Origin of the sequence: Chitinophaga sp. XS-30, from assembly GCF_008086345.1 — a bacterium.
Lineage (GTDB): Bacteria > Bacteroidota > Bacteroidia > Chitinophagales > Chitinophagaceae > Chitinophaga.
The window spans coordinates 3,841,040-3,855,454 of the sequence record NZ_CP043006.1 but is presented as its reverse complement, the minus strand read 5'-3'; the positions used below and the strand labels follow the sequence as shown (position 1 = coordinate 3,855,454).

Genomic DNA, 14,415 nt, shown 5'->3' with positions numbered 1-14,415 from the left:
CATCATTTTTTTTTACTACCCGTGAATATTCCATCATCTTAGTGAATATACCATCATCAAAGCCCCTTCCCTTCCAGCCAGCTTTTGAAGTCCGCCACCCTTTCCCGGCTGATGATCACGTCCATCTCTACAGCGGGCTGAAGCTGCAGGATGAGGCGGCTGTTGTAATAAGTAGTGATCTTGCGGATAGTATCCAGCTGGATGATGAACTGGCGGTTGATGCGGAAGAACAGGTTTTTGTCCAGCAACCGCTCTATCTGGTCCAGCGAGTAATCCAGGGGGATACGCTGACCGGCAGTAGTAGTGGCATAGGTGATACCTTTTACGAACTGCAGGTAGGCAATATCCTGCGCTTTAACATATACCAGCTGGTTGTTGATCTTGCCGATAAAACGGGTGCTGTTCCGGCGCAGGAATTCATCCGCGATCTTTGCAATATCGATGCCCGGCGCGGTGGACGGCCGGAACGTTTCGTATTTGCTGAGCGCCCGGCGCAGCTCTTTCAGCTCTATGGGCTTCAGCAGATAGTCGATGCTGTTGACCTTGAATGCCTGCAGGGCAAAGTTGTCATAGGCGGTGGTAAAGATCACCGGTATTTTGACCTCCGCCTGGTCGAACAACTCGAAACAATTGCCATCCGACAGCTGGATATCCATGAGGATCAGGTCCACCGGATGCCGTTCCTCCAGCCATTTTACACCTTCGGCCACGGAACTGATAACAGCGGTCACGTCAACCGCTACATCACATTGCTTCAGTAAACGGATCAGCCTTTCGCTGTTGTGTACCTCGTCTTCAAATATTGCTATTCTCATGATGCAGGAATGATTGGGATCTTTACAATAAAATGATCCGGCGATTCTTCGACCGCTATGGAGCGGCTGCTGGCCAGCTCATAACGTTTGCGGATATTGTCCAACCCTATGCCCGGAGATACTTCCCTGACGGTTTTCCTTCTCAGCGGATTGCTGATGAGCAGAAAATCGCCTTCGCTTTTCAGGGTGATGTGTAAAGGATCGTTGGAAGAAAAACGGTTATGCTTGATGGCGTTCTCCACCAGCATTTGCAGGGTGGCGGGCGGGATCATCCCCTTCTCCTTCACCTGCGGGCTGATCTCCTCCGAGAATACGATACTTTGCTGATGCCGGATGCTGATCAGGAACAGGTAGGATTCCAGGAAATCCAGCTCTGTTCTGATACTCACCAGGTTCTCGAATTTCTTGTCCAGAATGTAGCGGTAGATCTTGGCAAGCTGGGTAATATATTCCGCCGAAAGGTCCGCGCTTTTATAAACAAGGTTGGTGAGCACACTGAGCGAATTGAAGAAAAAATGCGGCTCTATCTGGTTGCGCAGGGCATCGTACTTCGCCTGGATGTTCTCCCGCATGAGCCTTTCCGTCTGCACCTGGTATTCCTTCCATCGCTTGTAATACAATATAATGCCGTTAAAACAAACGGCGATCACATAGAACAGGAAGGTGCCGAAGATCAGATCATAACTCAGGGAGGTGAAACTTATCCAGGCATCGTACTCCTTATACAACCAGATATCCGTTACCGCATATACGAAACCGAAAAGGAAAGATGCCATCAGACCATACACGACCAGCGAGGAGCAGATGAACAGCAGGCGAATGAATATCGTGCTTTTTGCAGCCTTTTTCTCCACCGTACGGGTCAGCCAGGCAGCTCCTTCCCATACCAGCAGGCCCAGCAACACATAATAAAGGCTGAATACATGCGAACGAAATGCAGATTCCCCTACCCTGTTGATGAACGTAAGGTCGAAGGATTTGAAGATCAAACTGAATATATACAGAATAACGATCCTGGACAGGTAGCGGAACCAGCGGCTCTCGGGCAACCTTATCAGGAATTCGTTGCGTGGGTTGTCAGACTGTTCTTCGTTCATCAGTAATAGTTGTGTTCTTTGAACCATGACAATGCTTTACGGACGGCCTCCTCCACCGGCGTATATTGGAGGGACAGTTCAGCCGCTGCTTTCCTGCCGGAGTAGTAATTGTCCAGGCACAGCATATAGGCAGTGGATGGATTCAGTTTTCCGCCTTTCCCCGTCAGGAGTTTTCCGAGTGCGCCGGCCAGGCCAGCCGCGCTCAGCACGAAACCCGGGACCCCGATCAGCCATGCGGAACGGTTCTCCAGCCGGTTGACCAGTGCAAAAAATTCGCGATAACTGAGGTTCTGGCCTGCCAGCAGGTAACAATTACCAGTCTCCCCTTTATGCAGGGCATTGATGATCCCCTGGCAAACATCATGAATATAAACGAAATTTTTTCCGCCGGGTGGGTAAAAGACAATTTTTCTCTTCAGCCCATGCAACAGCAGCTTGCCTGAGCTGGGTTTCACGTCATTGGGACCGATCATGAATGTGGGATTGACCACCACCGCGGGCAGCCCTCTCCGCTCCACCTGCTCCAGCACATATTGCTGTGCAAGGTATTTGGTATTGATGTAACCGGAATTGGCATGGAACAGCGTGAACCCGTTCAGTTCCGTACCGGGGTTTAATTTAGTGCCCGGACCGATAGTGTTGGCCGTACTCACATGCACCAGCCGGGTAACCTTGCAGGCCAGGCAGGCGTGTACAATGTGTTGCGTACCGGTGAAATTGATCCTTTCATATTCCCCGTAGGCCACCGACCATTGTTCCGTTACAGAGGCAGCATGGATCACCAGGTCACACCCCTCCACGGCCTGAAACACATCCGCTTCGCAGTCGATATGCCCGCGGAAGATCTCGCAGGGGATATCCGCTATCCCCTTCAGGTCCGCATTCGGACGTACCAGTACCCGCACGTCGTAACCCAGACGGTAAAGCTCGCGGGTGAGATTGGAGCCTAGAAAGCCGTTGCCGCCTGTCACCAGTACCTTATGCATACCGTATCTCCTTTTTTACTTCGCGGGATACGATCCTCAGTTTCATTTCCATTGGCAGCAGATGCATGCAGAAGTGGCTGATCCGGTTCATCCACCCCGGAATGATCACCGGCTGCCCTTGCAATGTTCTGCGCAACGCAATTTCCGCAATCGCTGGGGTGGACAGCAGGCCCATCTTTCCTTTCAACCCCTGGCTGATGATGCGCCTTGTAGCATTGGAATTGGTCATAATGGGACCGGGATACACTACACTGACGGACAGCCCGGTGCCGGCAAACTCTTCCCGCAGGCCGAGGGAAAAAGAGGAAATGAATGCTTTGGAGGCAGGATATACCGTTTTATAGGCAATGGGCGTAAAAGCCGCCATGCTGGAAATGTTCATGATATAACTCCGCGGGTTCCGCAGCAGATGCGGGATCAGCAGGCGGGTGATCAATGCTGTGCTTCTTACATTCAGCTGAATGATCTGGTCGATCTTCTCCACGGTGGTGCTCATCATGGCGGAAGTGCCGCCCATGCCCGCGTTATTGATCAGGAAATCTACTTCAAAATGTGCGGTGATATGATCGATATGCGATTGCAGCGCCGCATTATCCGTCAGATCGAACTCGAACACTTCCGCCCTGATGCCGAAGGCCGAAGCCAGATGACGGGCGATGGAGGTTGCATTCCCGCCCGGCAGGGCGATGAGCAGCAGATTGTGGCCCAGTCTGGCACACTGGATGGCAAATTCCCTTCCAAGGCCGGAGCTGGCGCCGGTGATGAGCGTGCAGGTATTTTTGGTTCCCGGTTTCATACCTGCAATATTGCTACATATGGCCGGGATTACCGCCGAATTTCTGGTGAATTGGCGGATTTGGGGGTTGAGTTGTTGGGATAATTACCGGCAGTAGTTGCCTAAAACTCCACCGTCTCCGTACCGGACCATTCCGTTTCCGTGATCACCGGATCAATGATTGATCTGCCTGTATTGGGGATCGTTACGTGTATTTTTGTGAGAACGTTCCTTTTGAATGTGATGGATTTCTCGCCTATAGGCACCATGCTGCCGTCCGGCTTTTCCCAGGTCATTTTTACATTAAGCGGCCAATAGATTGAGTCCCGCGTTTTGAATTCTTCCGTTGTATAAATGAAGTATTGATTATTAATATCCGCTGGCGTTACACTTTCCGGGTACATGACACCGGCCGGAAACTCAGCATGCAGCTTACCCGAAGTAAAGTTAGATGCGCTGAACTGAAGGCCGAAGGACATTCTTTTCATATTCAGCGAGATGATAGCAGGAGCCCCTGTAGCCGAAATAGTAGTCTGCCCGCGATAAGCATCTATTTCACTACAATCCTGGTATGCCAGTTGCTTGGTAGAATCAAGCGGGTCAAACAGGTAGAAATGGGATAACGTATCCATGATCGTATTGTAGTGTTCTATGATCGGCCCACTGCTATCCATACGGTTGCGGAGCGTTGTATAGATCGGCCAGTCAAAATATTGCTCACCATTTTGCCAGGTATAATAAAGCCCCGTACCTGTACCCCGCTTATAGACATACGTAATAATTGTAAAGTCCCCTTCAACTGGCAAATCTATAACCAGAGAATCTGCGTTATTAAACAGCCCTCTGGAAATCGTAACCATTCGCACACCATATTCGGTATTGACATGCCCTTTCAATATCACCCCATACAACGTACTATCCCTCAACTCTCTCGCATACCCCTCCACATCATTCACCAACCGCCCATTCGGCAACGGCGATTCTGTTGCCAGAATATCCCCCGTCAACCGTAACCGCGTACGCACCGTTTCTCCGGAAGCCGGCGGCTCCACAGGATCAGGGGTCTCTTTATCCTTTTTATTACATGAAATAGCTAACGTGAAGGAAAGGGTCAGCAGCAGCAATGTTGATCTCATCAGGCAACGGGTTTGATTAATTCCGCCGCAAGATAGCAAAACAAAAAAAAGATATGGCAGAAAAAATCTATATTATATCAATAAAAAACAATTTAAAATTCATTAGGATATGTAGCAATGCTGTTAGTCTAAACCTTATGGTTCAGCATTTTCAACAGAGGGCAAAACGTTTTAAATATTTGAAAGAAATGATATGGTTTATCAACAAATATGTATTTTGAAGAATGCCCAAAACAGAGAATATCTAACCCAGACACTAGTCTAACAAATCACAAACATGAAGATCTTATCCCTTTTCCCGCTTACTGCCACATTCCTGCTGAATATGAATACCGTGAATGCGCAATCCTACATCAATAACCAACTGACCCCGGTACAGGGAAGCGCCAATTTCACGATATCCGGGGACGGACGCGCCTCACGGTTTTTTACTGCTGCCGGTACACATGCTTCCGGTGTGGGTCACATCAGTCTGCACACAACTGATTTTGAGATTACAGCAAGGCGATGGAATATTGGCCTTTCCGGCGTTGAAAGTTCCGGTAATGCCGGTTCGAACTTTTCCATCTGGGGGTATGGGGATACAGGGAGTTATCTTTATACAGCGCTGACGATCCAACGTTCCAACGGATACCTTGGCATTGGCACTGCCGCACCTGAAGCAAAATTTCATGTGAATGCTCCGCAGGGAATCCCTATAGCCAGGTTTACACAATCCAATGTTCTCCCTGCAAACGGGTATGTAGACATCCGGAACATCACGGCTTCAACGGGTCTTTTTATACCAGGGTTAATTTCCCGTTCTCATGCGCCAGGAAGGCCCTTTGGTCTCTACCTGATCGGAGAGGCTGAGGATATTGTGCCCATTACGGCTGATACTGCTGTGGCAGCAGTGATCATTGATGGAAGAAATAAAGCCGGTGCAAAACTGGTCAATAACAACCTGCTTGCCATCAATTCGTATGGACAGAATTATCTGATGGTGAAGGGCAATGGCTCCGTTGGTATCGGCACAACGGATACAAAGGGTTATAAATTGGCAGTCAACGGCAGCGGTATATTCACCAAAGTAAAAGTAAAAACATTTGGCGCCTGGCCGGACTATGTATTTGAAGACGGTTTTCAACTACCGTCGCTGGACGAGGTGAATACTTTCATCAAACTTCATAAGCATCTGCCGGATATGCCTTCTGCTGCAGAAGTAAACGAAGAGGGTATAGACCTCGGAGAAATGAACAGGAAATTGCTGCAAAAAATAGAAGAGCAGACACTCTACATCATCAAGATGAATGAAGACATGAAACTGATGAAACAAAAAATACAGGATCTTGAAAATCAGATCAAATAGCATCCGTACAGGATGTCGGAACTAAACGGCATCCTGTATTCCCTCAAACTAAAATTCCACCGTCTCCGTACCGGACCATTCCGTTTCCGTGATCACGGGATCAATGATTGATCTGCCGGTATTGGGGATCGTCACCTGTATCTTTGTGAGGACGTTCCTTTTGAATGTGATCGATTTCTCGCCTATAGGCACCATGCTGCCGTCCGGCTTTTCCCAAGTTATTTTTACATTAAGCGGCCCGTAAGTAGAATCCTGCGTTGCGAACTCATTTGCCAAAAAAATGAAATGCTGATCATCAATATTCTCCGGTGTTACACTTTTAGGATGTATTCCGCCATTCCCGGAACTCGCATGCAGCTTACCGGAAGTGAAATTAGCGGCGCTGAACTGAACCCCGAACGACATTCTTTTCATATCCAGCGAAATGATCGAAGGTGTACCGGTGGCGGTCACTGTTGTTTCTCCCCGATAACCATCCGCCTCACCGTAGCCTACGAGACCCAGATAATTGGCTGAATCAAGGGGATCAAACAAGCGGAAACCCCACATGGTATCCCTCGTCTTATTGCCATTATTCATCCGGTTGTCAAGCGTATTGTTTATAGGTTCATCAAAATACTGCGCTCCGTTCTTCCAGGTATAATATAAGCCCGGACCTGTCCCCCGTTTATAAACCTGAACAATGATCCTGAATTCACCTTCAACCGGGAGATCTATAGCAAGCGAATCCCGGTTATTGAATAAGCCACAGGAGGTTGTCTGCCAGTATCCCCATGACGTATGCTCTTGCAATAACACGCTATACAACGTACTATCCCTCAACTCTCTCGCATACCCTTCCACATCATTCACCAACCGCCCATTCGGCAATGGCGATTCTGTTGCCAGAATATCCCCCGTCAACCGCAACCGCGTACGCACCGTTTCTCCGGAAGCCGGCGGCTCCAGAGGATCAGGGGTTTCTTTATCCTTTTTATTACATGAAATAGCTAACGTGAAGGAAAGGGTCAGCAGCAGCAATGTTGATCTCATCAGGCAACGGGTTTGATTAATTCTGCCGCAAGATAGCAAAACCCGAAAAAGATATAGTTAAAATTTTCTATATTATAACGATCAAAAATAATTTAATACAGATTGAAATATGTAGCTGTACTGAAGCCAATTAACTTCGGTACAGCTACACGCTCAACTATTTATAATCATCGTTCTGATCAAGGTTCGGGTTCTTATCCAGTTCCGCCTGCGGGATAGGGAACAGCGTCCGGGTTTTACCATCGTTCTTCGGCCGGTGATTGTACCAGGTCTTCCGGGAAAATACCCCGAACCGGATCATATCCATCCGGCGATGCCCTTCCGCGGCAAACTCCCATCCCAGCTCATCATAAAAGCGGCCGTACTGGATGTCCGCACCACCTTCCGGACTCGCCACCGTACCATTGGGCTGCCAGTAACCGTATTGATAAACACTCCCCTGCAACAGCTGCGCGCCGGTAACGGTGGCCTTGTCGGGCTCGGTAGCAGCAAACGCGCGCTGCCTTACTTCAGACACCAGCAGCGCGGCATCATTAGCAAGACCTTTGCGCAGCAGGCATTCCGCTTTCATCATCTTTATATCCGCAAAGCGGAAGATCGGGTAATCTGTACTGAGGCCTCCCCTCGCGCCAGGTTTGATCTCGAATTTACCGATACGGTAGCCATCAAAATAATCTGTTCCTTCAATACTCGGTACATTCTTCGTATAGGTCAGTATCAATGCGCCGGTAGTCACGCTATATTGCGGCCCCATGATCCAGGTATCTTTCAGACGGGTATCATCGGGATCGTAGGTATCGATGAACTGCGGTACGGCACAGTTACCGCCCCACATGGCTGCGGCGAGGTTCAGCACATTAACGTGCGCGGTAGCCAGGGTCTTGCAGTGAATAATATTCTGCGTAGCGAAGATCTCATCATACGGCACCGCAAAAATGAGCTCCTTCGAGTTTTCGTTATTGGTCAGGAAACTCGTTTTATAGGCTGGTTCCAGGATGTATTTCCCGCTGGCGGCAATATCATCGCATTGCGCGATGCATTTGTCCCACTGCGGTGTGCCGGTATAAACCTCCGCGTTGAGGTAATGCCGCGCCAGGATCGCTTTGGCCACCCACCTGTTCAGGCGCCCGTAGGTAGCTTTGCTTACATCTGTGCTCAACAGGTCCATATTATCCAGCAGCTCCTGTTCCACAAAATCGAATACCTGCTGACGGGTGCTTTGCGAGGGCAGTTCCACATTGGTGAAATCCGTAACGATAGGCACATTGCCATGCGTATCCACCAATATCGAATAATAGAACGCCCGCACCGCTTTCAGCTCGGCAATCACATTTTCCTTGCCGTTGGCGATAGGAATGGAGCCGGACTCTATCTGGTAAATGATCCGGTTGGCATTGTTGATGCCCGAGAAACAGTGATTCCACACGTTCTGCGGCTGCCACTGGTTCGCCGGCCATTCGTGTTTGTGCATGCGGTGATATGTACCGGCATCGTACCAGCCATTCGGACGATTAGGTGTTACGATCACATCTGCCGGTTCTTCCTGCAGGTCAAAGTTCCCCTGCCACCCCGCATACATACCGCGCATAACTGTATATGCAGGCGCCAGGATCGCGGGCAGGTCGCTTTCAGATGGATTGAAGGATGTCTCCAGCACCTGATCGTACACTTCCTCATCCAGATTGGTGCAGCTGCCGAACACCAGCAACAGCGCTGTCATAAAATATGTTATCCTCATAATAATAGCTTTTCAGGTTAAAGAGTAAAATTGACACCTAATGTGAACGTACGCGTGGTGGGGTATTTATCCCGGGAATCGTTGCCGGGTTCGAGGCCCAGCCGGCTTACTTCCGGATCGATGCCTTTGTAACCGGTCAGTACCAGCAGGTTTAACGCCGACGCATACACTCTGGCCTGCCGGAAGTATTTCGAGCCGCCCACATTCAGGTTATACCCCAAAGTCACATTATCTACTTTCCAGTGATCACCGTCCTCGATGTAGTAGGAAACATAAGCCAGCGGGTTATTCAGCTGCCGTTTGCCATACACATTGTCGAACGCGGATTTCAGCATATTGTATTGCTTGATGGTGGGGTTTTCGTAATACATCCGCTGATAATTCAGTATCTGGTAGCCGAACTGCCCGCGCATGTTGATGGACAGGTCCAGTTTCTTATACCGTACCGCCAGGTTCCAGCCTGCGGTATGTTTGGGAATACCGTTGCCCAGCACCTTCCGGTCATCCGGTTGCGCGTCATCTATCGGTTTCGGCTTGCCGTCTTCCCCTTCAATGATCCATTTGCCGTCATCATCGATATCGATGGATTTGTAACCGTAAAAATCACCGACCGGTTGCCCTACTTCCACTTTGTGGGTGGTCACCTGGATGGGTTCACCGGTATGGCCGGTAAAGAAGAAATTATTGGTGGTCTTGTACAGATCATTGGAAATGGACAACAGGGTGTTCTTGTTGTAGGCCCAGGTAATGTTGCTGCTCAGGTTGAAGTCCTTCGTCCGGATGATATCATAATTCAGCAATATCTCTATCCCCCGGTTCCTCATTCTGCCTGCGTTGGCGATGGTGGACCCGAAAAGGTTGGGCGGAACCGGCACGGGGAAGTTGTACAGCATGTCCCTGGTATCGCGCTGATAGAGATCGATGCTGCCGTTTATCCGGCGCCACACCGCAAAGTCCAGCCCGAAATTGTATTCTTCCTTTTTCTCCCAGCGCAGGTCCGGATTGGGGTTCCGCACGGGCACCAGCGGCTGTATCCAGTTGCCGTTGTACAGGAAACGGCTGGCACCGTCGTAGTTCAGGCTGATGAGCGACAGATAGGGATCACCCGGTACTGTACCGGTAACACCGAAGCCGGCCCGGACCTTCAGATCATCCACAAAGCTGCTGCCGGCCAGGAAAGATTCCTTGCTGATGCGCCAGCCTGCGGAGATAGCGGGGAAAGTGCCCCATTTATAGTTACGCCCGAACTTGGAAGAGCCTTCATGACGCATGGTAAGCATCAGCAGGTAACGGTCATCCCAGGAATAATTCAACCGGCCGAAAAAGCCGATCAGCTTGTGATTGTTCTTGTAGCTGGACATGCCCGATCCCTGTGCGCCGGCCGTCTGCAATCTCAGCTGGTCACCGGATTGCAGCCGGTTGTAGGTGTACAGTTCCGTAGGAAAGTCGGAATTGTACATCGAAAAGCCCTCATTCGTCACGTCCTGCCAGCTGTAACCGCCGAGCACGGTGAACTTGTGCCGTTGTATCGTTCTGGAATAATCGCCCGTCAATTCCAGCAGGTTGTCGCGGAAAAGCCATGTACCGCGGGAAGCATAGCCCCTGCGCCGGCTCAGTTCGGAAGCCTTGTGATCGAAGGATTCAAAATACCCTGAAACCGAGGAGGTCTTCACGCTGGACAATAGTAATTTGATATTGAAATCACGGATGGGGGAAAAGATCACATTGGCATTATAGCGCATTTCCGTCACACGGTCCTCTCCTTCCACTTCCTCGATCGGGCGCACGGGGTTGTCGTAATTATAGGCATTGAGATCTTCCCGCCATTTGCCATCGAAAGTGTACACGCTGTCCGTCGGATTGCGGATGATCGCCTGCCGGTAGATGTACGCATAGTTCGGAGCCGCAAAATATTTTCGGTTGCGGCCGATCACGCCGAGATTGAACTTCAGCCTGCCATCGAGCATGGTATGATTGATGTCTGCCCGGCCGGTGAGCTGTTCGTTATTGGAACGTTTGAAGAGGCCTTCCCATTCCCGGTAATTGATCGTGGCCACATAGTTGGTCTGCCCGTTACCACCCTGCAGGGAAAGGTTATGCGTATGGCTGACGGGTGTGCGGGTGATCTCTTTCAGCCAGTCCGTGGAGGTACCGTAGTCATATTTCTCGCTGGCTGTTGGTACAAAAAATCCTTCCTGGATCAGGCGGCGGTAGTCATCCGCATCCAGGAACTCCATTTTACGGGCAATACTTTGTACGCTCACATAGCCATCATAGGTAATGGTCGCCGCCTGTGCGCCCTTCTTCTTCGTAGTGATGAGCACAACGCCGTTCGTGCCTCTTGTGCCGTAGATCGCGGCAGCGGAGCCGTCTTTCAGCACGTCTATCGACTCAATATCTTCCGGCGCCACAGTATTCAGTGCGCCCGGGATACCATCTATCAATACAAGCGGTTGTGTGGAAGACAGCAGCGTGCTGTTTCCCCGCAGGGAGATCTGCGTCTGGCTATTGGGATCGCCACTGCTGGTGACCACTGCCAGCCCCGCCACTTTGCCCTGTATCAGCTGCCCCGCATCACGCGCGAAGCCTTTTACAAAATCCTCCTGTTTTACGCTGGCCACAGCGCTGGTCACATCGCCTTTGCGCTGCTTGCCGTAGCCTATTACCACCACTTCGTCCAGCCCCTTGGTTTCGGCTTCCAGGGTGATCAGCAAACTGGTCTGATTGCCCACCGCCAGCTCTCTTGTGGCATAACCGGTAAAGGTGATCACCAGTATGCTTTCGCTGTCCGGGACTTCCAGCGAAAAACGACCTTTGTTATCAGTTACCGTTCCCGCAGATCCGCCTTTTATACGAACGGATACGCCAGGTATAGGGTCACCGCTTTCTTTATCGGTGACAGTGCCGGAAACGGGGATGGCGGGGATGCCGCCATAAATGCATGTGGAAATCAATAACAGGCATAGTATGCCCATCTGCCTTATGAAAGGTTTCATAAGCGAGTAGTTTTTTTGGTTATAAAATGGGATATCCGCGGTTTAAAGACTAAGTATTACGTCCAGACAATAATCTCCTGCATTGGCCCAATGGCCAATGGTTACACCGGATCGCGACTTCAGGCAATAATCTCCTGCATCGACCCTTTCGTCATTGTTCACATACTATAATAACTATCAAATTAACACTTAAAATTACTCGGATATCACAGGGATGTAGTTGCCGTTTTTGATGAATATTGATCGGATTTTAGCAGGATGATTGCCTGTGTAGCAACGGATTTTAACGGTTATTGATCGTATTTTAGCCCTATCCGCATTTGGTTTGCAGTGGGCCTGGTCATTCCGCAATTACCTGGAATGCGTCAGTCAATACCAGCATAGTACCGGTCTGCAGTCCTTTTATCTTAGCGGTTTTCCCTTTATTCACCAGATCTGCGCATTGTTTGTCCGTCAGTTTCTTTCCGGCTGCTTCAAAGGGTATTTTAAAGCCGCAGGCATTGAAGTTGGCGCATCCCCAGGCGGTGTTACCTTTCTTCAGCGGATGGGCCTTGCATTTGGGGCAGGTGAGGGATTCGGGGCTGGCGGGCGGTTTGGGGGCTTTCTCTTTCTTTTCACTGTCTGTTTTTTTGCCGGTTGCGGCGGGAGGCGGTGTTTCGGGAGCGATGGCGATCGTTTTATAGACAGCCGTCTTTACTTCGCGGGTGAGGTCCACCACCATCTGCACCAGTTCCTGCTTGAAGGTTTCCATGGCATACTCGCCTTTCTCTATCAAACGCAGCTTGCGTTCCCATTGCCCGGTGAGTTCGGGACTTTTCAGCAATTCCGATTGTATGGTATCGATCAGGTCCATACCCGTCTGCGTAGCAAAAATGTTCTTTTTCTTTTTTTCGATGTATTTCCTTCGGAAGAGGGTTTCAATAATATTGGCCCGGGTGGAAGGCCGGCCGATGCCATTATCTTTGAGCAGTTCCCGCATCTCTTCATCTTCCACCTGTTTGCCCGCGGTTTCCATCGCCCTCAGCAAAGTAGCTTCCGTAAAAGGTTTCGGGGGTGTGGTTTTGCCCTGATGCACCCGCGGTTCATGCGGACCAGTCTCTCCTTCTTCAAATACCGGCAGTATTTTTTCTTCTTCCTCCCCTTCTTTCTTTGCGCTGCTGTCGTTCACATAGACCAGTTTCCAGCCTGGTTCCAGTATCTGCTTGCCCGTTGCTTTAAATGGTACCTGGCCCACTTTGCCCAGCACGGTGGTATTGGCGACGCGGCATTCGGGATAGAAAGCGGCAATGAAGCGGCGGGCTACCAGGTCGTATATCCGTTTTTCATCGAGGTGCAGGTTTTCCGGATACATACCGGTGGGTATGATGGCATGGTGATCCGTTACCTTTCTTGTCATCAAACACGGACTTCAGTTTAGGAATGGGCTTTTCCAGCACAGGCGCGGTCAATGCCGCATAAGGCGTAAGGTCCCGCAGGATGCCGGCTACTTTCGGGTGCAGGTCTTCCGACAGGTAAGTGGTATCTACTCTCGGGTAAGTGACCAGTTTTTTCTCGTAAAGGTTCTGAATGTGCCGCAGCGTTTCATCAGCGGTGTATGCATATTTTTTGTTCGCTTCTACCTGCAGGGCCGTAAGGTCGAACAGGCGGGGATTGCCTTCTTTGCCTTCTTTTCTTTCGAAGGATGTGATCTCGAACGGATGTTCTTTCAGATAGGCCAGGCCTTTGGTGGCGCGGTCCAATACTTTGATGCGGTCTATCGCCGCCGTAAATTCCACCTCGCGGTAGATCGTTTTCAGCTCCCAGTATTCTTCCATCACAAAGGCATTGATCTCCTTCTGCCGCTGTACGATCATGGCCAATGTGGGCGTCTGCACGCGGCCGATGGACAAAACGGTCTTTCCCTGCGCGAATTTCTTTGTAAAGAGCCGGGTGGCATTCATACCCAGGAGCCAGTCCCCGATAGCCCGGGCGCTGCCAGCGGCGTAGAGATTATCGTATTGTGCGGCATCTTTCAGTTTTTCGAATCCTTCGCGGATGGCCTGTTCCGTCAGCGAGGATATCCAGAGCCTTTTCACCGGCGCGGCGCATTTCGCTTTCAGCAGCACCCAACGCTGGATCAGCTCCCCCTCCTGCCCGGCATCCCCGCAGTTGATCACTTCCTCGCTTTGCTGTACCAGGTTTTCGATAATGGCGAACTGCTTTTGCACCCCGTTATTCTCAATCAGCTTGATGCCGAAGCTGGGCGGGATCATGGGCAGGTCTTCCAGGCGCCAGAAACGCCACTGCTCCGTATAGTCATGCGGTTCTTTGAGGGTACAGAAATGCCCGAAGGTCCAGGTTACCTGGTAACCATTCCCTTCCCAATAGCCATCCTTGCGCTGCCGCGCGCCGATCACTTCAGCAATATCCTTTGCCACACTGGGTTTTTCAGCTATACAGACTTTCATACCGGATAGCAAATGTCGGATAATTTGCGTGAAATCCCTTTACTT

General features: G+C 50.4%; 11 protein-coding genes. 1 reads left to right on the top strand and 10 read right to left on the bottom strand.

Features of this window, described 5'->3' with window-relative positions:
* Window positions 1-56: 56 nt before the first annotated feature.
* The 5 genes from FW415_RS15710 to FW415_RS15690 form a co-directional block, all read right to left on the bottom strand.
* A complete protein-coding gene (locus FW415_RS15710) occupies window positions 57-815 on the bottom strand; it encodes a LytTR family DNA-binding domain-containing protein (protein WP_148386864.1) in 759 nt (252 codons plus the stop codon).
* On the bottom strand, window positions 812-1,939 hold the full coding sequence (locus FW415_RS15705) for a sensor histidine kinase (protein ID WP_210420710.1): 1,128 nt from the start codon (window positions 1,937-1,939) through the stop codon (window positions 812-814). Before FW415_RS15705 ends, FW415_RS15710 begins: the two co-directional genes overlap by 4 nt.
* Window positions 1,912-2,898: an NAD-dependent epimerase/dehydratase family protein gene (locus FW415_RS15700; protein ID WP_148386861.1), complete on the bottom strand. Its 987-nt coding sequence runs from the start codon at window positions 2,896-2,898 to the stop codon at window positions 1,912-1,914. Before FW415_RS15700 ends, FW415_RS15705 begins: the two co-directional genes overlap by 28 nt.
* Window positions 2,891-3,694: an SDR family oxidoreductase gene (locus FW415_RS15695; RefSeq protein ID WP_148386858.1), complete on the bottom strand. Its 804-nt coding sequence runs from the start codon at window positions 3,692-3,694 to the stop codon at window positions 2,891-2,893. Before FW415_RS15695 ends, FW415_RS15700 begins: the two co-directional genes overlap by 8 nt.
* 101 nt (window positions 3,695-3,795) lie before the next feature.
* Window positions 3,796-4,809 (bottom strand): hypothetical protein, encoded by a 1,014-nt coding sequence (locus tag FW415_RS15690; protein ID WP_148386855.1) that lies wholly within the window; start codon window positions 4,807-4,809, stop codon window positions 3,796-3,798.
* A gap of 277 nt (window positions 4,810-5,086) precedes the next feature.
* Between FW415_RS15690 and FW415_RS15685 the strand changes: the two genes are divergently transcribed.
* The gene (locus FW415_RS15685) at window positions 5,087-6,157 is read left to right on the top strand and encodes a hypothetical protein (RefSeq protein WP_148386851.1); all 1,071 of its coding nucleotides are present in this window, start codon (window positions 5,087-5,089) and stop codon (window positions 6,155-6,157) included.
* Window positions 6,158-6,205: 48 nt separating this feature from the next.
* Here the strand turns inward: FW415_RS15685 and FW415_RS15680 are convergent, their stop codons facing one another.
* The 5 genes from FW415_RS15680 to FW415_RS25545 all read right to left on the bottom strand — a co-directional run bounded on the left by FW415_RS15680 (window position 6,206) and on the right by FW415_RS25545 (window position 14,370).
* Window positions 6,206-7,189 (bottom strand): hypothetical protein, encoded by a 984-nt coding sequence (locus FW415_RS15680; protein ID WP_148386848.1) that lies wholly within the window; start codon window positions 7,187-7,189, stop codon window positions 6,206-6,208.
* Window positions 7,190-7,346: 157 nt separating this feature from the next.
* Window positions 7,347-8,927: a RagB/SusD family nutrient uptake outer membrane protein gene (locus FW415_RS15675; RefSeq protein WP_148386845.1), complete on the bottom strand. Its 1,581-nt coding sequence runs from the start codon at window positions 8,925-8,927 to the stop codon at window positions 7,347-7,349.
* 17 nt (window positions 8,928-8,944) lie between these two features.
* Window positions 8,945-11,923 carry a TonB-dependent receptor gene (locus tag FW415_RS15670; protein ID WP_148386841.1) on the bottom strand — a complete coding sequence of 993 codons (2,979 nt, stop codon included), beginning with the start codon at window positions 11,921-11,923 and terminating at the stop codon, window positions 8,945-8,947.
* Between the two features lie 340 nt (window positions 11,924-12,263).
* The gene (locus FW415_RS25550; protein ID WP_256378870.1) at window positions 12,264-13,319 is read right to left on the bottom strand and encodes a type IA DNA topoisomerase; all 1,056 of its coding nucleotides are present in this window, start codon (window positions 13,317-13,319) and stop codon (window positions 12,264-12,266) included.
* Window positions 13,246-14,370, bottom strand: a complete 1,125-nt coding sequence (locus FW415_RS25545; protein ID WP_256378869.1) for a DNA topoisomerase — start codon at window positions 14,368-14,370, stop codon at window positions 13,246-13,248. Before FW415_RS25545 ends, FW415_RS25550 begins: the two co-directional genes overlap by 74 nt.
* Between the last annotated feature and the right edge of the window lie 45 nt (window positions 14,371-14,415).

What these genes read in the sequence shown, in the direction of transcription:
- FW415_RS15695 (WP_148386858.1), bottom strand. Translation starts at nt 3,694, where the DNA reads ATGAAACCGGGAACCAAAAATACCTGCACGCTCATCACCGGCGCCAGC.
- FW415_RS15680 (WP_148386848.1), bottom strand. Translation starts at nt 7,189, where the DNA reads ATGAGATCAACATTGCTGCTGCTGACCCTTTCCTTCACGTTAGCTATT.
- FW415_RS25550 (WP_256378870.1), bottom strand. Translation starts at nt 13,319, where the DNA reads ATGACAAGAAAGGTAACGGATCACCATGCCATCATACCCACCGGTATG.
- FW415_RS15710 (WP_148386864.1), bottom strand. Translation starts at nt 815, where the DNA reads ATGAGAATAGCAATATTTGAAGACGAGGTACACAACAGCGAAAGGCTG.
- FW415_RS25545 (WP_256378869.1), bottom strand. Translation starts at nt 14,370, where the DNA reads ATGAAAGTCTGTATAGCTGAAAAACCCAGTGTGGCAAAGGATATTGCT.
- FW415_RS15700 (WP_148386861.1), bottom strand. Translation starts at nt 2,898, where the DNA reads ATGCATAAGGTACTGGTGACAGGCGGCAACGGCTTTCTAGGCTCCAAT.
- FW415_RS15670 (WP_148386841.1), bottom strand. Translation starts at nt 11,923, where the DNA reads ATGAAACCTTTCATAAGGCAGATGGGCATACTATGCCTGTTATTGATT.
- FW415_RS15705 (WP_210420710.1), bottom strand. Translation starts at nt 1,939, where the DNA reads ATGGTTCAAAGAACACAACTATTACTGATGAACGAAGAACAGTCTGAC.
- FW415_RS15690 (WP_148386855.1), bottom strand. Translation starts at nt 4,809, where the DNA reads ATGAGATCAACATTGCTGCTGCTGACCCTTTCCTTCACGTTAGCTATT.
- FW415_RS15675 (WP_148386845.1), bottom strand. Translation starts at nt 8,927, where the DNA reads ATGAGGATAACATATTTTATGACAGCGCTGTTGCTGGTGTTCGGCAGC.
- FW415_RS15685 (WP_148386851.1), top strand. Translation starts at nt 5,087, where the DNA reads ATGAAGATCTTATCCCTTTTCCCGCTTACTGCCACATTCCTGCTGAAT.